This window comes from Pseudoalteromonas sp. P1-25 (assembly GCF_001401805.1).
Classification (GTDB): domain Bacteria; phylum Pseudomonadota; class Gammaproteobacteria; order Enterobacterales; family Alteromonadaceae; genus Pseudoalteromonas.
In genome coordinates, this window is the sequence record NZ_LKDW01000016.1 from 1 (window position 1) to 20,431 (window position 20,431).

Here is a 20,431-nt window from a genome sequence, read left to right on the forward strand (position 1 = left end):
GCAGTTATCGAGCCCACTAGGTTACAAACCTCGCGCCGCGATTTAATCGCCCCTAGGTTGAACAAATTTCAATCCGCAAAGGTCAACACGCCCTAGTTTTTAGTGCCCATGTTTTTTGTAACTCCATCAATGGCGATTGTTTCTATGCCATTTTCATCAAAATTAATCACTATGCTTGCGTTATTACGAGTAAAAAAGTAACTGCGGCCATTGAGCTCAATCACGTAATTGCCTTTTACGGGGTCTTTAAATTGCTGCTTTTTTAGACTGACAGTATGTTTACCTATATGCCATTCAAACGTTTCAATAAAGCCATTATTAAACTCTTGTACCCACACTTGGCTATCATCTTTAGCTAACGTGATTGCCACCGAGTATGAATTAGGTAATTGCGACATATCGTAGCTTTTATTTCCTATTGTAAATTTACCCAGTTGCTGCTGCCATGCAAACCCAAAATTAAATGGTTTTTCTATGCCTGTGGGGTAACTCACCGCGCCTGAGCCTTTAATTGTAAAATCGGCCAATGCGCTGGGGCTAATGCATAATAAACTGATGGTAAAAAGTGTCGCTAATTTATATTTCATACTATGACTTTTTTATATTTATAATTTGAGAGTAAAACGGAACATTCGCCTTAACAAGTGGTTATGTTACACTGAGTTAACTTTATACTGGTAAGACCTTCTCGTGAACTTATATATTAGACTTCTTTTATTATTTTTTAAAATTAAGCGCAACCGTGACTACCAACAGTTACTTGATACGGTAGATATTGATTACAAAGCACTACCCACAGATTGCGATATAAACCTGCATCTAACAAATTCGCGTTATTTGGCGATGATGGACTTGTCGCGCACCTGGATGATTGAGCGAATAGGCTTATTAAAACAAGTAATGAAGCGCCGTTGGTTTCCTATAGTTAATGCGACAGCCATCACTTATATTCGCGATATTAAACCTATGCAGCGTTATACCATCAGTACCCGGCTGGTGGGGTGGGATCATAAATATTTTTACATTGAACAAAAATTTCATTCTGCGCGTGGCCTGCACGCTATAGCGTATGTGCGTGGTGTGTTTAAAAACAAAAAAGGCATAGTTTCTATTGAAGAAATGCTTGAAGTAGCCGAGTTTGATGGCGTGGCGCCTATTTTACCCGCTGAAATTATGCATTGGAAAGAAATGCTTGAGCAAAAAAAGGTGAATAACCTGCCTAAATAATTTTCATAAAATAAGGCCTTTCGGCCTTAAACACATAGAACATAGGCACTGCACACTTAACTAAAAGTTGTACCTTACACCAAACATAGCAACGACTGGGTCAAGCTCAACGGTTGATGTAAGGGCTTTTGCTCCGTTTGCATACACTGTGGCATCGGTATCTATATCAATTATTGATACCATAGCATGTAGCCCCCAATGTTGATCGATTTTATAGTTAGCGCCTACTTGTGCTATAAAGCCAAACGAATCATCGAGTTTTACTTCAACATCATCAGTACCTAGGGTTGCTTTTAGCGCTTGTGAAGGCTGCTCGTCAAAAAAGGTGGTGTAATTTAACCCTACACCAATAAACGGTCGTAGCGCGTAACTGGTATCTAAAAAGTGGTATTGCGCAACCAATGATGGCGGAAGCTGTTTTATGTCGGCAATCTTACTGCCCGCTAGCCCACCCGCGCCATTTACATCGTGCGAAAACGGCGTAGCGGCAATAAGTTCTACCACCCACTTATCGTTAAATGCATAGTCGATTGTAATACCTAGCTGCGTGTCAGAGTCGCCTTTAAGGCCCAGTGTTGGCGCTTCGTTAATGGCCGAGCTGCTGTTATCTGGATTTACATTAATAGCGCCAACATTAACGCTTAAGTTAGCGTGTGCCGTAGGGGTCATAGCTAGTAAAGAGGTAAGTAATGCAATGCTGATTTGGGTTTTCATGTTGTGCTCCAATAACTACTTTTTGATTGCCGCTATTATTACAACCTCCGAGCGTTAAAAACCTGTTCTAGATCAAAGTTTCAAAAATGTTTGAAGCATGTGAATCCTTTTATTGATTTAGATTAAAGTTGCTGCAAAAAGTATTTTAATTAATTGACACTGCTATGTATTTAACAGTCATCGCACTGTATTAACTTTGCCATTATTTGGTCATATTAGCGCGCTTTAATAATCTCTCTTATGGTTATTGAGTGTGTTGTTATGTCTTTTGCAAAAGTATCGCAAAACAGTGTAAGTAAACCTTTAAGCGCGGTGGTCAAAAATACGCAAACGCTTATTAGGTTTGAATCTGTAACGCCTCACCAAGGCGGTGCCATAGATTGGCTTAGCAATGAGTTAGCTGCGCTTGGTTTTAACTGTGAGCAGTTTATGTGTGAAGACGTTACCAATTTAATTGCCTACATTAATTTTGAGCTAGAAGGGCCTTGTGTTGCGTTTTCTGGGCATATTGATGTTGTACCTGCAGAGCCGGGCAACTGGTTAAGTCCGCCTTTTGCCGGCAATATTATTAATAATGCCGTGTATGGGCGTGGCGCTGCTGATATGAAAGGTGGCGTGGCGGCTATGCTAGGTGCCACTAAGGCACTATTAAATGATACAAAAAGTAAAAAAGGGCGTTTTTACTGGCTTATCACCTCCGATGAGGAAGGCGAGGCAGAATTTGGCTCAGAGGTAATAGCCACGCGCCTTGCAAAAAATAATATACAACTTGATGGCTGTATTGTTGGTGAACCGACAAGCTCTGCACACGTAGGCGATACAATTAAAAATGGTCGCCGAGGCGCTATATCGTCTCGTATAAAAGTACATGGCAAGACTGGACATGTTGCCTACCCGCAGAACACTATAAATGCGGCGCATATTGCGGGTAATATTGTAAATTGTTTAAGCAATTTAACATGGCCTGAAGATGAGCCTAGCTCTAAAACCACCTTGCAAGTGACTGGTATTAATATAAATAATGTTGTTGATAATCTAGTGCCTAGTGAGTGCGAAATTACCTTTAATGTGCGATATAGCCATGGTTATACAAGCAGTACAATAAAGCAGTGTATATCAGCGGCACTGAGTGAGTACGCTCAGCACCTTGATGTTGAATGGGAGCGAGCGTGTGAGCCCTATTATACAGCACCAACAAACGGGTGGAGTTTATTACAGCAGTTAGAGCACACCATTTATGCGCAAACAGGAAACTACCCCATGTTAAGTACCAGCGGTGGCACGTCTGATGGGCGATTTTATGCAAACCAGCATACCCAAGTTATTGAGTGCGGAGTTAAAAATAGTACCATTCACCAGGTAAACGAGCATGTTCCAGTTGAGGATTTACTTAAAATTGAGGCCATTTATACCGACTTATTAGCGCGGATTTTTAGCCATAAATAGGCCTTATAAAAATAAACAGCGAGAATTACCTCGCTGTTTGACTAACCTAAATAGCGCTTAGCTTTATTTTCTTTTACGTTTTGTAAGTCTACCAGCACTAACCCATCAATACAGTTGTTAAAGTCGGGGTCGATACTAAAGCTTAAAAACTTTACGCCACCAGGCTGACACAGTTCGGTATATTGTTTAAATAGGGTGGGAACGTGTGCACCCATATTGGCCAGTACGTGTTTTAATTCTACAAAGTCTTCTTTTACATCATTGCCATTAAAAACAGTTTTACACTGAGTAAGTTGTTGTTCGCTTAATTTAAACTCGTTATTAGGGGTGGCGAGGTGCTGCTCTGATTTATAATAATGTTGATAGTAATACACGAGCATGGCTTTTGCTTGTTCAGGCAAGGCGTTAGAGACGCTAACTGCGCCAAATAAGTAACGATATTGCGGGTAGTTTTTAATAAATGCACCAATACCATACCACAAGTAGTCTAAACTTTTTCGCCCCCAATACTTAGGTTGCACAAAACTGCGACCAAGCTCTATACCTTGTTCTAAATACGGTTGCATTGCTTGTGTGTAACTAAATAAACTATCGGTGTATAAGCCTTCTCGGCCATGTTTATTTATTATTTCCTTTGCACAAGCAAGGCGATATGCCCCCACTAATTCTAATTGCGTAGGATCCCATAGCACTAAGTGTTGATAATCCATATCATATTTGTCAATATCGCGGCGTTTACCGCTGCCTTCACCTACCGCTCGAAAGGCAATTTCTCTGAGCCTCCCAAGCTCTCTAAACACCGCTGAGCTACCCGTGTATTGATATAAATGAATATGCATACCATCTTGTGTTTTACCTAATAACTGACAACTCTCTATGGCTTTTTTTAGCTCTTTGCGGCACTCGGGTATTGCAATAGGGGTTTGGGTTTTAAGGGGAAGGGGCTTTTTAGTGGTAAGGCGATAAAGTTGCTTGCGAATGAGGTTAACGATTTCTTTATCTTTTAAATTTTCGATTAAATATGATTCAGGCGGAATGGAAGCGCCAATTTCAAACTCTAATGACTTTTGTCGCTGCTTAAACATTTCTTTTACTAATAATAAGCTCGCAAGCGGCTTGTAAATCATTGATGTACCATAAAAGAGTGGGCTGTTTTTAGCTTTTATATAAATAGGTAAAATAGGGCTGTTTGCTTTTTTAGCCATGCGTAAAAAGCCACTGTTCCACTTGCAATCTTTAATTCCGGTAGGGCTTAATCTAGAGACTTCGCCGGCAGGAAAAATTAACAAAGCACCTTCATTTTTTAAGTGTTTTTGAATATTGCCTAATTCTTGTTTTTTACTGGTTCCAGATAAGTTATCTACTGGCAACAGCAATGAATGCATAGGGGTAACAGACATTAGCATGCGATTAGCAACCACTTTTAAGTCTTGCCTAACGCTTGATAGTACCTTTATCAGTGCGAGCGCGTCGAGCGAGCCAATGGGATGGTTAGCTACAATTACTAATTTACCTTCGCTGGGTATATTTTCAATTTGCTTTGGTTTGTAGCGGGTATCAAAGTCAAGTTCATCAAGTACTTGTTCAACAAATTCTAGCCCTTGTAAATGAGGGTAAGCATCGCCAAAGGCAACAAATTCTTGTTCATGTAATAAGTAGCCAAGCCCTTTTTTAACTAAACCTTTTACTTTAGGGGAGTTCTCTAACTGTGGTAAGTTTGCTGCTATTACTTTATCAACGCTTATCATATTAACCTCATTTACAATTTGGCCTATTCGCCATCCTGTTTAGAGTAAAAAAAGGGTGTGACATTTACTTTGCAGTAGTGTGACTTTTTAAAGAGTAAATAACCAAGAGTACATTTACTCAGTGAGAAATATAAAATTATTTAAGCTTATTAGGAGTTTACATGTCAGTTTTAGTTGCCATTACAGGGCGTGATAATACAAAGTTAATCGCAAGGCTAACTGAGTTGCTACCAAATGAGACCATTGAAGAATGGCCATCGTGTAAAAACCCCAGTGATGTAGAGTTTGTACTCGCCTGGAATGCCCCAAATGACTTGTGGCAACAATTGCCTAATTTAAGAGCTGTTTCTTCATTTGGAGCTGGTGTGGATAGTATTAATCTGTCGCTATTACATGAGCATGTAGATGTGGTGCGTATTGTAGATAAACAACTAGCTGACGATATGGCAGAGTATGTACTAACCCATGTGTTAGCTCAAAAGCTACGCTTACAAGAGTACTTTGTTAGGCAATCGCAAGGTAACTGGAAACCCAAACGCGGTTACAAATATAAGCATGTCGGTATTTTGGGGTTTGGTGAACTCGCAAAAGCATGCGCAGATAAGCTACTTATTAATGGCTTTACGCTAAGCGCATGGTCTAAAACGGCTAAAGAGAGTCAACATGTTAAGCTATACACTGGAACAGGGCTTGATGAAATGTTACCTCAAATAGATTTTTTAGTGTGTTTATTGCCACTAACTGACGAGACGAAAGGCATCATAAATGCACAATTATTAGCAAAGCTTCCCAAACACGCCTGCGTAATAAATGTAGCAAGAGGGCAGCATATTATTGAATCGGATTTATTATCAGCTTTAGATTCAGATAATCTAAGATCAGCAACCCTAGACGTGTTCACTGAGGAGCCATTACCGAGTTCACACCCATTTTGGCAGCACACTAAAGTGACTATCACACCACATTGCGCAGCAATATCAGACTTAAATAGTGTGGCAATACAAATAGCAGAGAATATTAATCGCTTAAATAGGGGGCTTAAGTTAAACAATCGTGTTAATAGAACAAAAGGTTATTAATAGATAACAAATTGGTTTAGAAAACACCTTGTTAACATTTGTAATTTTAATTAATGTAGAATTTAAACACCAAAATAAAAATAATAAGAGTGACGTATGAAATCAAGTCAAGGCGGAGTAAAACTAAGTTTAGTGGTGGTTTCTATTATTGTGTTGGGCGTTTCTGCTTGGTTAAACCAAGCGAGTGCCGATCAGTTACCTCAAAGTGGCAACGCACAGTCAACGCAAAGTGAGTAGTTACACTCTTCAGTATGCTCTAAAAAGGGAACTCTTTTAATTCATTCATGGCTAAGCCTGAATGTTCAAGAGTATCCCTCCTTTCATATAACCTTACAATTGCTTTAGCTTGCTTTAATTATCTAGCAACAAGTTAGTTAGTAGCTAGTTAATAGCGCTTAGCATGGATCTCTCGGTTTTCGTGTTTTTTCTCATCACTTTTTTTAAGTAATACGTAGGTTGCACCACTGCCACCGTGATGTTTGAGGGCGGTATGATAAGCTAAAACTGCGGGTAGCGCCTGTAGCCACTTATTAACATAGCTTTTAAGTATACCGGGCTTCGCTTTATTTTTTATGCCAATACCATGGCGCACTAATACAACACGAATGTTTCGTTGATGGCAATCAGTGATAAAGTTAAATAATGTTGTACGGGCATTTTTAAGTAGCTGGCCATGTAAGTCTAATGTGGCATCAACTTGGTACTTTGCTAAGCGTAAGTTTTTAAAAACAGCGCTTTGTACACCGTCTTTTTTAAAGCTTAATAATGCATGTGGGTCTAATAGTTCTACATGCTCAGTTTGTAAGTAATTTTCATCATTCGCAAGGCTAAGCTCAGCAGCTTTGCGTTTCTCTTGTTGTGCAAGGGTGACACTGGGATTACTTGCAAGAGGAGTTACAGTATCGTGGTTTATAGGTGTTACATCTTCCATAGAAGATAAAAATAAATCAAAATCAGATAAAGACATAGTAAGACCTAAATGAGGATTAATACGCGGTAAATATTATCTTAGTTCAATCTGTTCCCCAAGCCTTTTAATTTTTTAAATAAAAAAGCCCAGCAAGGCTGGGCTATAAAATATTCTAAGGGGAAATGTTAACTCTGCGTTACATTAAACTGCCCAAACGTATACACTTTGAACAAATAAAATGTATTGATCAACACTAAACTCATATTCGAAATAACACTCGACGACATCAAATCCAAGCTAAAAGACAAAAATAACAGTCCACACGCACTAATGGCTGCAACGCGCAGTATTGTTATATTATTAATAAAGAATGCACCTAGTCCTAGTGCAAGTAATACAGTGTTTAAAAGCCAATCTAGCTCGTTTAGCATGGTCGTTTCAATAGTTCAGTTGTTGAAAAAAGGAGCGCCATTATGGTGATCTTTTGCACACCTTTCAACCAAGTAATTTTAAATTTTCAGATTAGTTTTTTTAATGTTAAATGTAGCTAGTCAATGCAGCAAAAAAGCCATTATTTTTTATTAGTTGGTACTTTTGACAGCTTTGCGGGACCTTCATATCTGCGCATAAATAAAGGGCATTGCGCTTCTCGTCTAGTTGCGGGTGTAAGTTTGAGTCAAGCAGTGTACGGCCATAACCAAAAACGCCAGGCCAATAAATACTTTCGCTTACTAACCCTAATTTTTTATAGGTGAGCAAAGTTGGTTTTGGAAAAATAATGGCTATAGCAAAAATTATAGCCAACGTAATAAGTAACCCTTTTTTAGACTTTACTGGCTGCTCTGCTGGGGGAGCTATTGAGTTAGCCGAAGATTGCGGTGCTGTTTGCGACCTATTGCGAGGCTTTTTTACAGGGGTTTTTCTTTTTTGTGGTGTTTTACCAAGCAATGATTGTTTTTTTGTATTGTTTGACATAAAGCAAATCTGGCCTTTTGAGCTTAGGTCTCTATAATAAAATGATTAAATATCTAGTTATATAATAACTTATACAATGCTTTTAGCCTACGAGGAAGATACATGGATACGCAGCTATCAATTTTAATAGTGGATGATGTTAGCACAGTGCGTAGTTTTTTGAGCCAAACGCTCATGCACTTAGGAATAGAAAACGTTAAAGAGGCTTCAACGGCTAAACAGTGTATTAGCGAATGCCAGGCTGCTAATTACAATATGATTTTTTTAGATATAGAACTGCCTGATGGTGATGGTAAAGAGTTAATCGCGCAAATTAATAATATTAACCCTGAAACTAATGTAGTAATGGTGTCGGCCCATTCAGCAGTAGAAAACGTGAAAGAAGCCATTGATAAAGGTGCTAAAGGTTTTGTAGTAAAGCCATTTACACCTAAAAAAATAGCAGCTATGTTGAAAAAGTTTTATCCCGATCTAGAAAGCGTTTAGTCATTTTTTAAGCACTAAACTGTAGACATAAAAAAACCGGCCTAAGCCGGTTTTTTAATCATAAAACAAATTATAGCGCTTTAATTTTAGCTGCTAAACGGCTCTTATGACGAGCTGCTTTGTTTTTATGAATTAGACCCTTAGTTGCGTAACGGTCTAGGATAGGTGTAGCAACAGAGAAAGCTTGCTGTGCAGCTTCTTTATCGCCAGCTTCAATAGCAGCGGTTACTTTTTTGAAGTAAGTACGCATCATTGAACGACGGCTTGCGTTGTGCTGACGGTTTTTTTCGCTAGTGATAGCGCGTTTTTTTGCAGACTTGATGTTAGCCAAGGTTTGCTCCTAACAATCTTAAATAAAGCTTAAATTAAAGGCCGTGGAATATGCCTGTTTTTATCATGAATGTCAATGTAAATTTAACAATTCAAGAAAAACTGCTCCTTATAACGAACATCAATTTGCCGCTTCAGCAGTTAATATCGCTATTGTAACAAAGCACAGACGCCCAGCCTAGTGCTTTAAAGCGATTTATAAAAAAGACTGTGGCATAATTACCTCAATTAAAGGTTTTTAAGTAGGTTTAAGGTGTCAAAAGGATTATTTCGCTCCGGTATGATTGTAAGTGCTATGACAATGATATCGCGTATTTTAGGGTTAGTACGAGATGCCGTTGTTGCAAACTTATTAGGTGCAAGTGCTGCTGCCGATGTTTTTTTATTTGCTAACCGTATTCCCAATTTTTTACGACGTCTATTTGCAGAGGGGGCTTTTGCTCAGGCTTTTGTGCCTGTACTTAGCGAAATTAAAGAACACCATGGTGATGATAAAGTTAAGTTATTTGTAGCACAAGCGGCTGGTACGCTGGGCACTATTTTACTGTGCGTAACTATTTTTGGCGTTGTTGCCTCACCTGTTATTGCCGCGTTGTTTGGAACCGGCTGGTTCATTGATTGGTGGCAAGGAGGACCCAATGCAGAAAAATTTGTACTGGCAAGCTCATTACTAAAATTAACCTTTCCGTATTTGCTATTTGTAAGTTTAGTGGCACTTAGCGGTGCAGTAATGAATGTATATAATCGCTTTGCAGTGGCTGCTTTTACGCCCGTATTACTTAATGTTTCTATTATTACCTGCGCTATTTTATTGCACGACAAATTTAGCGTTGGGGCATATGCGTTAGCCGTTGGTGTATTTGTGGGTGGGGTGGTGCAATTGTTGTTTCAGTTACCATTTTTATACCGCGCAAAAATGTTGGCGCGCCCGCGCTGGGCTTGGCAAGACGAAAACGTTAAAAAAGTGCGTAAGCTTATGTTACCGGCCTTATTTGGTGTGTCGATAAGCCAAATTAATCTTCTACTCGATACTATGATTGCCTCGTTATTAATGACGGGGTCTATCGCATGGCTTTATTACTCGGATAGATTAATTGAGTTTCCACTTGGTTTATTTGGTATTGGTATTGCTACTGTTATCTTACCTGCACTTTCTAAATTACATAGCAGTAAAAAACGCAGCGATTTTCAGCATACGCTGGATTGGGGGGTGCGTTTTGTCATCTTTTTAGGCATACCCGCTATGGTCGGGTTAATGATTATAAGCCCGCTTATTATTACTGTGCTGTTTGATCATGGCGCATTTAAGGAGGCGGATGTTGATCATGTCAAAGCGGTAAGTTTAGGGGTGGTCGCCTACTCGGTAGGGTTAGTTAGCTTTATGCTTATTAAAGTCTTAGCGCCGGGTTTTTACTCGCGCCAAGATACTAAAACGCCTGTGCGCATTGGAATTATTACGTTGGTACTTAATATGGTATTCAATATTATGTTAGCCCCATTTATTGGGTATTTGGGGCTTGCTTTAGCAACGTCTATGTCGGCTAGCTGCAATGCCTTTTTACTTTACAGGCAACTTAAAAAAGAAAACGTGTATCAGTTTTCTGCTATGAGCCTACGCTTTACCATAAAATGCATAGTGGCAAGCTTAGCCATGGGGGCGCTAACTTGGTATGTTAGTAGCCGTTATTATTGGGCTACATGGCACTTTCATGAGCAAATAATGTTGTTAATTGTACTGTTGGTGGTTGCTGCAATAAGTTACTTTGCAGTGCTGTTTTTACTTGGCGTAAGACTAAATACGATAAAAAGTGTAGCAACTACTGAATCAAACTAAAAAAAAGATTATAATCGGCAGCCCTGTGGTTTTGAACAATTTTAAACTCGTTAATAATACTCGCTGAAAAAGGCATTAGGTGGCATGGAGTTAATTAGAGGTATACACAATATTCGAGCGCAACATTATGGTTGCGTATTGACTATTGGTAATTTTGACGGTGTGCATTTAGGCCATGGTGAAGTGTTAAAAGGGCTGTTAGCGGATGCCAAAGCACATAACTTACCCAGTACGGTGATGTTATTTGAGCCACAGCCGCAAGAGTTTTTCGCCAAAAATAATGCACCTGCTCGACTTACTCGGTTACGCGATAAACTTAAGCTGCTTAGTAACTTAGGTATTGAGCGCGTTATTTGCATTAGCTTTAATCAACAATTTGCCAATATGCACGCTGAGCAATTTGTTAGCGATATTTTAATTAAAAAGCTAGGTGTAAAAGCATTAACAGTAGGCGATGATTTTAAATTTGGTAAACAGCGCCAAGGGGATTTTAATTTACTGCGCAGTATGGGCAAACAAGCGGGCATGGATGTAAAAAGCACCGCGAGTTTTCGCCAATTAAATGCTAGAGTAAGCAGCACACTAATACGTGAAGCATTAGCAGCAGGCGACTTAGAAAATGCTAAGTTAATGCTAGGGCATAATTATGCTATTTCAGGACGTGTAATACATGGTTGGAAAAGAGGGCGAGAGCTTGGTTTTCGAACTGCAAATATAGCGCTTAAACGCCAAGTTTGCCCTGTAAATGGGGTGTTTGCTGTAAAAGCAAACATTGCCGGCAAGCAGGTTTATGGGGTAGCCAATATTGGTAATAAGCCCACTTTTAATGGAACGCGTGCTTTGTTAGAAGTTCACCTTTTTGACTTTGCACACGATATATATGGACAGTTTATGCACGTGGAGTTAATTGAAAAACTTCGCGATGAGAAAAAATTCGAGACATTAACACAGTTAACGGCACAAATAGCAACCGATGTTGCCGCCGCAAAACAGTGTTTTGGTTTAAATTAGGTAGCCGATAGATACGGAAAGTAGGATTAATGAGCGACTACAAACATACTTTGAATTTACCGGAAACACAGTTTCCAATGCGTGGCAATTTGGCACAACGTGAACCAAAAATGCTTAAAGCATGGTATGAAGACGACCTGTACGGTCAAATTCGCAGCGCTAAAAAAGGTAAAAAAACCTTTATTTTGCATGACGGTCCTCCGTATGCAAACGGCGATATCCATTTAGGCCACTCAGTAAATAAAATTTTAAAAGACATTATTGTAAAGTCTAAAACTTTATCTGACTTTGATGCCCCTTACGTGCCTGGTTGGGATTGTCATGGCTTACCAATTGAGTTAATGGTTGAGAAAAAAGTAGGCAAGCCTGGCGTTAAAGTAACTGCGAGCGAGTTTCGTGAAAAATGCCGTGCTTACGCTAAAAAGCAAGTTGAAGGTCAAAAAGTAGACTTTAAACGTTTAGGTGTGTTTGGCGATTGGGACAAACCTTACCTAACAATGAACTATGACTTTGAAGCAAACGCCATTCGCGTGCTTGGCCGTATTATTAAAAACGGCCACCTTCATAAAGGTGCAAAGCCTGTGCATTGGTGTACAGACTGTGGCTCTGCACTTGCAGAGGCAGAAGTTGAGTACCAAGATAAGCAATCACCAGCAATCGATGTGCGCTTTACTTTTGCAGATCAAGACGCGGTTGTTAAAGCTTTTGATTTAGCAGAAGGCCATGAAGGGCAAGGTAGTGTTGGCACTGTTATTTGGACTACAACACCGTGGACCCTACCTGCTAACCGTGCAGTAGCTGTGCATGCAGATTTAGAGTACGCCTTAGTACAAGTAGATGATGAAGGGTCGCAGCAACGTTTAATTTTAGGCTCAGAGCTTGTTAAAGATGCAATGGACCGTTACGGGTTTAATCATTTCCACGTACTAGGTTATGTCAAAGGCGCAGCACTAGAGAATTTACAGGTTGCTCACCCATTTTACGATTTTGATGTACCGGTCATTGTAGCAGAACACGTTACTACTGAATCAGGTACGGGTGTGGTTCATACTGCGCCAGGCCATGGTCAAGAAGATTTCGCGGCAGGCTTAAATTACAATCTTGAAGTAGCAAACCCTGTAGGCGCTAATGGTGTTTACCTACCTGATACAGAATTATTTGCAGGTCAGCACGTATTTAAAGCAAACGCCAGTGTAATTGATGTATTAACAGAGCGTGGTGCCTTAATGCACCATCATGCGCTTACGCATAGCTACCCGCATTGCTGGCGCCACAAAACACCTATTATTTTCCGTGCTACACCGCAGTGGTTTGTAAGCATGGATCAGGCTAACTTACGCCAAGACTCGTTAAGCGAAATTAAAAACACGCAATGGTTGCCAGAGTGGGGCGAAAGCCGCATTGCAAACATGGTTGAAGGTCGCCCAGATTGGTGTATTTCTCGTCAACGTACTTGGGGTGTGCCAATTGCTTTATTTGTTGATAAAGACACCGGTTCTTTACACCCAAATACGCAAGAACTGATAGAACAAGCTGCAGAACTAGTAGAAAAGTCAGGCATTCAAGCGTGGTATGACCTAGAGCCTGCCACCTTGTTAGGCGAAGACGATGCCAAGCAATACATGAAAGTACAAGATACGTTAGATGTATGGTTTGATTCGGGCGTAACACATGCCTGTGTTGTTGATGCACGTGAAGAGTTAGTTGGCCCAGCTGATTTATACCTAGAAGGCTCTGATCAGCACCGTGGTTGGTTTATGTCATCAATGATGACCTCAGTTGCTATTAACGGTCACGCTCCTTACAAGCAAGTACTAACGCATGGCTTTACCGTAGATGAAAACGGCCGCAAAATGTCAAAATCGTTAGGCAACGTTATTTCACCACAAAATGTGATGAACAAACTTGGCGCTGACATTTTACGTTTATGGGTTGCTTCAACCGATTACACGGCAGAAATGACCGTATCGGATGAAATATTTAAACGCTCTGCCGATCGCTACCGTCGTATTCGTAACACAAGCCGTTACTTATTAGCTAACTTAAGTGGTTTTGATCCTAAAACAGACCAAGTTGCTGTTGATGACATGGTTGAGCTTGATAAGTGGATTGTTGGCCGTGCCGCCCAATTACAAGAAGAAATTTTAGCAGCCTACGATAGCTACCAAATGCTATTAGTAACGCAAAAGCTAATGAATTTCTGTACAGGTGAGCTGGGTTCATTCTACTTAGATGTTATTAAAGACCGCCAGTACACAGCAAAAAGCGACAGTCATGCACGTCGTTCTTGTCAGACTGCGCTTTACCACATTGCAGAAGCAATGACGCGTTGGATGGCGCCAATTATGAGCTTTACAGCGCAAGAAATTTGGGAAGCATTACCGGGCGAGCGTAGCGATTACGTATTTACATCGGTATGGTACGACGGTTTACATGCACCGACAAACAGCCAATTTAGCAACGATGACTGGCAAGCGATTCTGAATGTACGTGACGAAGTAAACCGTGTACTAGAAGCTGCCCGTAAAGAAGAAGTGATTGGCGCAACGCTGCAAGCAAGCGTTAACTTATACGCCGAAAAATCACTGGCTGATAAGTTAGCAGCATTAGGTGATGAGCTACGTTTTGTATTATTAACGTCTGCGGTCACTGTATCTGCTGTAGATAGCCAGCCTAGTGATACACAAACAACCGAAATTGAAGGTCTATACATTAGCGTAGCAGCCACAGATGCAACTAAATGTGAGCGTTGTTGGCATTACAGCGATGATGTAGGCTCAGAGCCTGCACACCCTGAAATTTGTGGTCGTTGTGTAAGCAATGTTGACGGCGAAGGTGAAAAGCGTCAATTCGCTTAGGAGTTTTACTCAGTGAGCAAACTAGCCCAAAAAAGTGGTTTAGTGTGGCTTTGGTTAAGTCTATTACTGCTTGTAATAGACTTTGCCACTAAAACACTTGTTGTAAATACCATGGCTTATCAAGAGTCGATTAATTTACTGCCTGTTTTTAGTATTACCTACGTACATAACTATGGAGCGGCCTACAGTTTTTTAAGTGAAGCTGGTGGTTGGCAACGTTGGTTTTTAAGTTTTATTGCCATTGCTATTAGCGCGCTATTAGTATGGTGGTTGAAGCGCTTACCAGCGACAAATAAAATATTATGTAGTGCTTATGCGTTAGTACTTGCTGGCGCTATTGGTAATTTGTATGACCGCGTTGCTTATGGTTATGTAATTGACTTTATACATGTGTTTTATAAAAACTCGCATTTTCCAGTATTTAATATTGCCGACTGTGCAATTTGTATTGGTGCCGCATTATTATTATTTGATGCCTTTACAGGCGAAAGTCCGAAGGAGCATAAAGCATGAGCCAAGCTGTAATTGGTGAAAACTCAGAGGTTATTTTTCACTTTTCTATTAAACTAGAAGATGGCTCTGCCGCAGACTCAACAAAGGTGCATAATAAACCAGCCAAGTTAACGATGGGTGATGGCAGCTTAACGGCTAATTTTGAAAAGTGTTTGCTCGGTTTAAGCGCAGGCGAAAGCAAAACGTTTGAGCTAGAACCAGAAGATGCATTTGGCCAACCTAATCCAGATAATATTTACTATGTAGAACGCAGTAAATTTGGTGCAGAAACGCCAGCTAAAGTCGGCGCAATTATTGCCTTTACTCAGCCAGATGGTACTGAGCTGCCAGGACTAGTACGCGAAGTACAAGGTGAGTCGGTTACTATCGATTTTAATCACCCGTTAGCGGGCCAACGCTTAACGTTTGAAGTAGATATTATTGAGGTGCAAGGCTAATGGATATTTTATTAGCGAATCCGCGAGGCTTTTGTGCAGGGGTTGATCGTGCAATTAGCATAGTAGAGCGCGCTTTAGATATTTTTGAAAAGCCAATTTACGTACGCCATGAGGTAGTGCATAACCGCTACGTAGTAGATGGTTTAAAAAACCGTGGTGCCGTATTTGTTGAAGAGCTAGACCAAGTACCTGATGACAGCATAGTTATTTTTAGCGCTCACGGTGTATCGCAAGCGGTACGCTCAGAAGCTAAACGCCGCGATTTAAAAGTATTTGATGCAACATGCCCATTAGTTACTAAAGTGCATATGGAAGTAACACGTGCGAGCCGTAAATGTATTGAATGTATTTTAATTGGTCATCATGGTCACCCAGAGGTTGAGGGGACTATGGGACAGTATGACAACAACGACGGTGGTATTTACCTTGTAGAGACCGCAGAAGATGTTGCCAAACTTAACGTTAAAAATGCTGATAACCTATTTTATTGTAGCCAAACAACGCTCTCAGTAGATGACACTGCAGATGTAATTGATGCGCTGCGCGAAAAATTCCCAGCAATTGATGGCCCGCGTAAAGATGATATTTGCTATGCCACACAAAACCGACAAGATGCGGTGCGTGATTTAGCAGATAAAGTTGATGTGCTTTTAGTTGTGGGAGCAAAAAACAGCTCTAACTCTAATCGTTTACGTGAACTTGCAGATAAAATGGGCACAACCGCTTATTTAATCGATGATGCAACAAATGTTGAAGCACAGTGGTTTGCTAACACGAGCGCTGTGGGAGTAACTGCGGGGGCTTCTGCGCCAGAAGTGCTTGTTCAACAAGTTATTGCGCGCTTAAAAGAGCTTGGCGGTACGCAGGTAGTGGAAAACCCAGGTGAAGAAGAGAATATCGTATTTGCCGTTCCTGTTGAGCTGCGTTAGTCTATATAAATTAATTATTTAGATTACAAGGAGAGCCGTTATGAGCAAGTTGCCGCAAGGTGAAACATTGCTTTTTTCGGCTCTTTTTAATGAGCGAGGGGTACTTGCCACGCTTATTGTTACCCAAGTTGTTGCTACCATCTTAGCGTTTGCTCCTTTTGTTGAGGGGGATAGCTGGCAAAGCCTTGGCGTAATTAGTTTATTTTCTCATATGACCGTGCTGGTCAGTATTTCTGCTTTATACTCTTTTCAGCGTGTTTTACAAAAAAAGCCGCAAACCACTCAACTTTTTGCTTTTTTTATTTCCTTTTTAGTCAGTACCGCTTTATTCAGTGCGCTGTGTGCCCGCTACTTTTTAGATATTGCAAATAATGAAACGAGTATTTATTTTGTACTACGAAACTGCTTAATTGTTTTTTTGATTACGGCTTTATTTGTACAGTTTTTACTGATTTATTTTGAAAAAGAGCAGCAAACAAAAGCGCTTTCGCGCGCAGAGCTTGACGCTTTACAAGCCCGAATACGCCCACATTTTTTGTACAATAGCTTGAATACCGCCGCTGAGCTAACACACCACGATGCCGATGCTGCAGAGCAAGCAATTCTTGCGCTTGCAGCGTTATCGCAAGCAGCTATGCGTTCAGGGCAACGCGTTTCTCTCGAGGATGAGCTGACCTTATCAAAACAATATGTTGCGCTGGAAACATGGCGCTTTGGCAGCCGCTTAGAGGTTAACTGGCAACTGCCTGATGACTTGCCCGATATTAGTATTCCGTGCTTAACCCTTCAGCCGTTAATAGAAAATGCGGTGTGCCACGGGGTAGAGCCCAGTGAAACGGGGGCTGTGATTAATGTAGAACTGCATGTAACCACGGGATACTTAACATTGATTGTTGCCAACCCGATTACTCATAATGAGGCGTTAACAAGACCAAATAACGGTATGGCGCTTGAAAATATTCGCCAGCGATTGTTTATATATTACAAAGAAAAAGCACAGCTTTCAGTCACGCACAAAGAAAATGTGTTTAGAGTAAAAGTGGTGATCCCTAAACAGTTTGAGAATACCTAATGAATGTTGTAATTATTGATGATGAGCCACTTGCTCGCGCTAGAATAAAACGTTTACTGCAGCACAATGAGCATATTTTAGTGCAGGGTGAAGGGGATAATGGCGCACAGGGGCTTGCCCTTATCAAGCAGATTCAACCCGATTTGGTGTTTTTAGATATAGATATGCCCGGGATCAATGGTTTAGAAGTGGCACAGCAGCTCAATACTTTAAGTGTGCCACCAGCGATAGTATTTGTGACAGCCTATCCAGAGCATGCACTTGATGCATTACAGCTTAGTGCAGCAGGCTACTTAGTAAAACCAGTCACTGAGCAAGCATTAGATAAAGTATTAGCACAGGTAGGGCGTTTAAATAAAGCACACATGCAAACGCAGCAGTCTACAAAAATTAGTTATCAGCTTGGCGGTACGATTAAAAGTATTGAACTTGATCTCGTATATTATTTTAATGCTCAAGAAAAATACACCAATATGGTATTTGAAGGGGGCGAGGCGCTAATTGAGCAAAGCTTAAAGCAACTTGAGCAGCGCTTCCCAACGCAATTATTGCGTATTCACAGAAATACACTGATAAATAAGCAAAGGCTTGTTGCCTTACACACCCTAAATTCAGGTGTACATAGTGTAGAACTCGCTGGGTGTAAGGAGCAATTAAACGTGAGTAGGCGAGAGCTAAAAACAGTAAAAAATATATTACAGTAGCTTTGTTTACCGTTTATCAACAAATTTAACCGTTTATCCTAGTATATATTGCATCTACATTTTCAATGCATAAACTTATGATCAGATAAAATTGATTTGGTTTTTACTATGCATTCATCTCACAAAAAACCTCAAAAAGGCTTTACCCTAATTGAAGTGCTGATTGCGTTTATTATTTTAAGCTTTGGCTTATTAGGCGCTGTTGCACTGCAGGCAAAAGCTAAGCAGGCAAGCTTTGACTCTATGCAGCGCGCAGCAGCAGTCGCGTTAGGAAATGACATTATTCAACGCATTAGAGCAAATGATACCGCACAGCTCGTTGCCTTATATACGCAAACATTCACGAGCAAAACCTCAACATCTACTTCTACTGCGTGTTTTAGTGGGTCGTGCACTGCAGCGCAAGTTGCAGCCCTCGATTTACAACAATGGAAGCGCGCCATTCGTGCACGCGAAAATACCGGCACACTTGATGATGCCACAGTGTGTATAAACCCTACGGCTGCAGCAGGCACGGGGGGGCGTGGCTTTAATATTGAAGTCATAGTGTCTTGGCAAGGTCGCCAAGAGTTTAATGCTAATGATGAAACCAAAGCGCTTAAATGTGGTACTGATGACAAAAAACGCCGCTTGGTCGCATTAAATAGCTATATATACCTAAGGAGCTAACATGAGAGAAAAAGGTTTTACACTAATAGAAATGATGATTTCATTATTTATTGGTGGGCTTATTTTAGGTGGGGTGATGTTTACCTATATTGGTATGAAGGTAACCACAAAAGACACAATGACAATAGGTGAATTGCAAGAGTCTGGTCGCTTAGCAATTAATATTATGCAGCGTGATATTGAGCAGGTAGGCTTTTGGGGAACTTATTATGATGATTCGTTCACGGCAGCAAACACACAAACGCTTGCTACCCCTGGTGGAGATTGCTTTGAGGGGCTTAATAACGGCAGCTTTCCAGATTTAACATCTTCTAGTAATTTCAGAACTATTTATGCAAAAGAAGCCAGTTCAACAAGCGAGCTTAACTGTATAACTAAGCCAATTGCAGGGACTGATATTTTACAAATTAAGTTTTTACAAGGCGAGCAGCTTACTGTTGATGGTACAACGAATGAAACACAGGCGGGTGAGAACTATTTTATAGCTGAGCAAGAAAGCGCAGAATTTACCCGAGGCGTTGTAGCTGCTGGTAGTTTAAACGTAAATGCCACGGTGTGGCCCTATAGCCATCATGTTTATTACCTCGCAGAGCAAACTTATACGGTAAATAATAAAAGCCTTACAGTACCAGCATTAATGCGAAAACGCTTAAATGGCGCTAACATGAAAGCCGAAACCATTATGGAGGGCGTTGAAAATATGCGCTTTGTGTTTGGTTTAGATACAGATAGTGATAGCCGTGTAGACTCTTACCGAAGCATTAAGGACATGCAACACACTGATTGGGAAAACCGCAAAAGCATTTTAACAGTGCAAGTTTTCTTATTAGTAAGAGCATTGCAGCCAGATCCGGGACTTAAAATAAAAAATCAAACATATACTTTAGGTGAAGATGAAGACGCTCGAGAGCTTACTTTTAATGACTCTTACAGAAGAACAGTATTTACCACCACCATTCGTTTAAATAACGTGGGAGCAAATTTATGGCGTATCTAAGTAAACACGCAAATAAACAACAAGGTGTAGTGCTTATTACAGCCCTCATTATGGTTATTGCAGTAACGGGTATTGCCGTTACATTAATGAGCAGTAGTAGCGTTGACATAAAAATTACCAATGCTGCCCAAGAGCGTGAAGTGGCTGAAAATGAGCTTATTGGTGAGGTACAGCGCATGATTTCTGATGAAGCAAGTAAAGGCGCTGCTAATCAGTTTTTTTTAACGCCAGATGAAGTCTCAACTCATGCAGGCGCAGACGATGAGGGAATGGTCATCGCTACGCACGGTGACATGCAAAGCAAAATGGTAAACCTAAATCAGGGGGCGCTTGATTTAGAATGCCCACGCCGATTTAATTTTACTGCGGGTATATCGTGCAACATGCTGCAAGTTTCTACCACTATAAAATATGGCTCTAAAGCAAAACACGAACTTACAATTGTAACCGGGGTTGCTCAAGAAATGGCCAGTATAAGTAAGGGGATTTAAA

At 40.5% G+C, this 20,431-nt stretch carries 23 protein-coding genes; 16 read left to right on the forward strand and 7 right to left on the reverse strand.

The window, feature by feature from the left end; all coding sequences use genetic code 11:
* Positions 1–92: 92 nt before the first annotated feature.
* Entirely contained in the window at positions 93–587 is a 495-nt protein-coding gene (locus tag AN393_RS11240) for a hypothetical protein (protein WP_055018086.1), read from the reverse strand.
* 103 nt (positions 588–690) lie between these two features.
* Between AN393_RS11240 and AN393_RS11245 the strand changes: the two genes are divergently transcribed.
* Positions 691–1,227: a thioesterase family protein gene (locus tag AN393_RS11245; RefSeq protein ID WP_055015838.1), complete on the forward strand. Its 537-nt coding sequence runs from the start codon at positions 691–693 to the stop codon at positions 1,225–1,227.
* A gap of 60 nt (positions 1,228–1,287) precedes the next feature.
* Here the strand turns inward: AN393_RS11245 and AN393_RS11250 are convergent, their stop codons facing one another.
* Entirely contained in the window at positions 1,288–1,941 is a 654-nt protein-coding gene (locus AN393_RS11250; RefSeq protein ID WP_055015837.1) for an OmpW family protein, read from the reverse strand.
* 261 nt (positions 1,942–2,202) lie between these two features.
* Between AN393_RS11250 and dapE the strand changes: the two genes are divergently transcribed.
* A complete protein-coding gene (dapE, locus tag AN393_RS11255) occupies positions 2,203–3,387 on the forward strand; it encodes a succinyl-diaminopimelate desuccinylase (protein WP_055018137.1) in 1,185 nt (394 codons plus the stop codon).
* A gap of 41 nt (positions 3,388–3,428) precedes the next feature.
* On the opposite strand, the gene AN393_RS11260 is transcribed toward dapE, so the two are convergent.
* Positions 3,429–5,135 carry a lysophospholipid acyltransferase family protein gene (locus AN393_RS11260; RefSeq protein ID WP_055018087.1) on the reverse strand — a complete coding sequence of 569 codons (1,707 nt, stop codon included), beginning with the start codon at positions 5,133–5,135 and terminating at the stop codon, positions 3,429–3,431.
* 161 nt (positions 5,136–5,296) lie between these two features.
* On the opposite strand from AN393_RS11260, the gene AN393_RS11265 reads away from it, so the two are divergent.
* Together AN393_RS11265 and AN393_RS20450 are read left to right on the forward strand one after the other, a co-directional pair.
* The gene (locus tag AN393_RS11265) at positions 5,297–6,214 is read left to right on the forward strand and encodes a glyoxylate/hydroxypyruvate reductase A (RefSeq protein WP_055015835.1); all 918 of its coding nucleotides are present in this window, start codon (positions 5,297–5,299) and stop codon (positions 6,212–6,214) included.
* Between the two features lie 96 nt (positions 6,215–6,310).
* Positions 6,311–6,451, forward strand: coding sequence for a hypothetical protein (locus AN393_RS20450; RefSeq protein WP_162838342.1), 141 nt, complete (start codon positions 6,311–6,313; stop codon positions 6,449–6,451).
* A gap of 148 nt (positions 6,452–6,599) precedes the next feature.
* Here the strand turns inward: AN393_RS20450 and smrA are convergent, their stop codons facing one another.
* The 3 genes from smrA to AN393_RS11275 all read right to left on the reverse strand — a co-directional run bounded on the left by smrA (position 6,600) and on the right by AN393_RS11275 (position 8,099).
* Positions 6,600–7,181: a DNA endonuclease SmrA gene (gene smrA, locus AN393_RS11270; RefSeq protein WP_055018088.1), complete on the reverse strand. Its 582-nt coding sequence runs from the start codon at positions 7,179–7,181 to the stop codon at positions 6,600–6,602.
* Between the two features lie 128 nt (positions 7,182–7,309).
* Entirely contained in the window at positions 7,310–7,555 is a 246-nt protein-coding gene (locus AN393_RS20560) for a hypothetical protein (RefSeq protein ID WP_082422715.1), read from the reverse strand.
* Positions 7,556–7,661: 106 nt separating this feature from the next.
* Complete coding sequence (locus tag AN393_RS11275; protein WP_055015833.1) at positions 7,662–8,099, reverse strand: hypothetical protein; 438 nt, start codon at positions 8,097–8,099, stop codon at positions 7,662–7,664.
* Between the two features lie 102 nt (positions 8,100–8,201).
* On the opposite strand from AN393_RS11275, the gene AN393_RS11280 reads away from it, so the two are divergent.
* Positions 8,202–8,585: a response regulator gene (locus tag AN393_RS11280; protein WP_055015832.1), complete on the forward strand. Its 384-nt coding sequence runs from the start codon at positions 8,202–8,204 to the stop codon at positions 8,583–8,585.
* 70 nt (positions 8,586–8,655) lie between these two features.
* Here the strand turns inward: AN393_RS11280 and rpsT are convergent, their stop codons facing one another.
* Positions 8,656–8,916, reverse strand: coding sequence for a 30S ribosomal protein S20 (gene rpsT / locus AN393_RS11285; protein ID WP_004588355.1), 261 nt, complete (start codon positions 8,914–8,916; stop codon positions 8,656–8,658).
* 294 nt (positions 8,917–9,210) lie between these two features.
* On the opposite strand from rpsT, the gene murJ reads away from it, so the two are divergent.
* From murJ to AN393_RS11340, 11 genes are all read left to right on the forward strand, one after another.
* The gene (gene murJ, locus AN393_RS11290) at positions 9,211–10,749 is read left to right on the forward strand and encodes a murein biosynthesis integral membrane protein MurJ (protein ID WP_055015841.1); all 1,539 of its coding nucleotides are present in this window, start codon (positions 9,211–9,213) and stop codon (positions 10,747–10,749) included.
* 84 nt (positions 10,750–10,833) lie between these two features.
* Positions 10,834–11,760 carry a bifunctional riboflavin kinase/FAD synthetase gene (gene ribF / locus AN393_RS11295; RefSeq protein WP_055018089.1) on the forward strand — a complete coding sequence of 309 codons (927 nt, stop codon included), beginning with the start codon at positions 10,834–10,836 and terminating at the stop codon, positions 11,758–11,760.
* 29 nt (positions 11,761–11,789) lie between these two features.
* The gene (gene ileS, locus AN393_RS11300; RefSeq protein WP_055018090.1) at positions 11,790–14,618 is read left to right on the forward strand and encodes an isoleucine--tRNA ligase; all 2,829 of its coding nucleotides are present in this window, start codon (positions 11,790–11,792) and stop codon (positions 14,616–14,618) included.
* A 12-nt stretch (positions 14,619–14,630) separates the two neighbouring features.
* Positions 14,631–15,131 carry a signal peptidase II gene (gene lspA, locus AN393_RS11305; protein ID WP_004588359.1) on the forward strand — a complete coding sequence of 167 codons (501 nt, stop codon included), beginning with the start codon at positions 14,631–14,633 and terminating at the stop codon, positions 15,129–15,131.
* Positions 15,128–15,568 carry an FKBP-type peptidyl-prolyl cis-trans isomerase gene (fkpB, locus tag AN393_RS11310; RefSeq protein ID WP_004588360.1) on the forward strand — a complete coding sequence of 147 codons (441 nt, stop codon included), beginning with the start codon at positions 15,128–15,130 and terminating at the stop codon, positions 15,566–15,568. The genes lspA and fkpB overlap by 4 nt, the downstream gene beginning before the upstream one ends.
* Positions 15,568–16,497 (forward strand): 4-hydroxy-3-methylbut-2-enyl diphosphate reductase, encoded by a 930-nt coding sequence (ispH, locus tag AN393_RS11315; RefSeq protein WP_055018091.1) that lies wholly within the window; start codon positions 15,568–15,570, stop codon positions 16,495–16,497. Before fkpB ends, ispH begins: the two co-directional genes overlap by 1 nt.
* A 40-nt stretch (positions 16,498–16,537) precedes the next feature.
* Positions 16,538–17,569 carry a sensor histidine kinase gene (locus AN393_RS11320; RefSeq protein WP_055018092.1) on the forward strand — a complete coding sequence of 344 codons (1,032 nt, stop codon included), beginning with the start codon at positions 16,538–16,540 and terminating at the stop codon, positions 17,567–17,569.
* Positions 17,569–18,273, forward strand: coding sequence for a LytTR family DNA-binding domain-containing protein (locus AN393_RS11325; protein WP_055015827.1), 705 nt, complete (start codon positions 17,569–17,571; stop codon positions 18,271–18,273). The genes AN393_RS11320 and AN393_RS11325 overlap by 1 nt, the downstream gene beginning before the upstream one ends.
* A 108-nt stretch (positions 18,274–18,381) precedes the next feature.
* On the forward strand, positions 18,382–18,942 hold the full coding sequence (gene pilV, locus AN393_RS11330; protein WP_055015826.1) for a type IV pilus modification protein PilV: 561 nt from the start codon (positions 18,382–18,384) through the stop codon (positions 18,940–18,942).
* 1 nt (position 18,943) lies between these two features.
* Complete coding sequence (locus AN393_RS11335; protein ID WP_055015825.1) at positions 18,944–19,939, forward strand: PilW family protein; 996 nt, start codon at positions 18,944–18,946, stop codon at positions 19,937–19,939.
* Positions 19,927–20,430 carry a hypothetical protein gene (locus AN393_RS11340; RefSeq protein ID WP_055015824.1) on the forward strand — a complete coding sequence of 168 codons (504 nt, stop codon included), beginning with the start codon at positions 19,927–19,929 and terminating at the stop codon, positions 20,428–20,430. Before AN393_RS11335 ends, AN393_RS11340 begins: the two co-directional genes overlap by 13 nt.
* The last annotated feature ends 1 nt before the right edge of the window (position 20,431 follow it).

What these genes read in the sequence shown, in the direction of transcription:
- pilV (WP_055015826.1), top strand. Translation starts at nt 18,382, where the DNA reads ATGCATTCATCTCACAAAAAACCTCAAAAAGGCTTTACCCTAATTGAA.
- AN393_RS11240 (WP_055018086.1), bottom strand. Translation starts at nt 587, where the DNA reads ATGAAATATAAATTAGCGACACTTTTTACCATCAGTTTATTATGCATT.
- AN393_RS11340 (WP_055015824.1), top strand. Translation starts at nt 19,927, where the DNA reads ATGGCGTATCTAAGTAAACACGCAAATAAACAACAAGGTGTAGTGCTT.
- fkpB (WP_004588360.1), top strand. Translation starts at nt 15,128, where the DNA reads ATGAGCCAAGCTGTAATTGGTGAAAACTCAGAGGTTATTTTTCACTTT.
- smrA (WP_055018088.1), bottom strand. Translation starts at nt 7,181, where the DNA reads ATGTCTTTATCTGATTTTGATTTATTTTTATCTTCTATGGAAGATGTA.
- ileS (WP_055018090.1), top strand. Translation starts at nt 11,790, where the DNA reads ATGAGCGACTACAAACATACTTTGAATTTACCGGAAACACAGTTTCCA.
- ispH (WP_055018091.1), top strand. Translation starts at nt 15,568, where the DNA reads ATGGATATTTTATTAGCGAATCCGCGAGGCTTTTGTGCAGGGGTTGAT.
- AN393_RS20560 (WP_082422715.1), bottom strand. Translation starts at nt 7,555, where the DNA reads ATGCTAAACGAGCTAGATTGGCTTTTAAACACTGTATTACTTGCACTA.
- ribF (WP_055018089.1), top strand. Translation starts at nt 10,834, where the DNA reads ATGGAGTTAATTAGAGGTATACACAATATTCGAGCGCAACATTATGGT.
- AN393_RS11265 (WP_055015835.1), top strand. Translation starts at nt 5,297, where the DNA reads ATGTCAGTTTTAGTTGCCATTACAGGGCGTGATAATACAAAGTTAATC.
- AN393_RS11335 (WP_055015825.1), top strand. Translation starts at nt 18,944, where the DNA reads ATGAGAGAAAAAGGTTTTACACTAATAGAAATGATGATTTCATTATTT.
- dapE (WP_055018137.1), top strand. Translation starts at nt 2,203, where the DNA reads ATGTCTTTTGCAAAAGTATCGCAAAACAGTGTAAGTAAACCTTTAAGC.
- AN393_RS11275 (WP_055015833.1), bottom strand. Translation starts at nt 8,099, where the DNA reads ATGTCAAACAATACAAAAAAACAATCATTGCTTGGTAAAACACCACAA.
- AN393_RS11325 (WP_055015827.1), top strand. Translation starts at nt 17,569, where the DNA reads ATGAATGTTGTAATTATTGATGATGAGCCACTTGCTCGCGCTAGAATA.
- AN393_RS11260 (WP_055018087.1), bottom strand. Translation starts at nt 5,135, where the DNA reads ATGATAAGCGTTGATAAAGTAATAGCAGCAAACTTACCACAGTTAGAG.
- AN393_RS11250 (WP_055015837.1), bottom strand. Translation starts at nt 1,941, where the DNA reads ATGAAAACCCAAATCAGCATTGCATTACTTACCTCTTTACTAGCTATG.
- murJ (WP_055015841.1), top strand. Translation starts at nt 9,211, where the DNA reads ATGACAATGATATCGCGTATTTTAGGGTTAGTACGAGATGCCGTTGTT.
- AN393_RS20450 (WP_162838342.1), top strand. Translation starts at nt 6,311, where the DNA reads ATGAAATCAAGTCAAGGCGGAGTAAAACTAAGTTTAGTGGTGGTTTCT.
- AN393_RS11280 (WP_055015832.1), top strand. Translation starts at nt 8,202, where the DNA reads ATGGATACGCAGCTATCAATTTTAATAGTGGATGATGTTAGCACAGTG.
- AN393_RS11320 (WP_055018092.1), top strand. Translation starts at nt 16,538, where the DNA reads ATGAGCAAGTTGCCGCAAGGTGAAACATTGCTTTTTTCGGCTCTTTTT.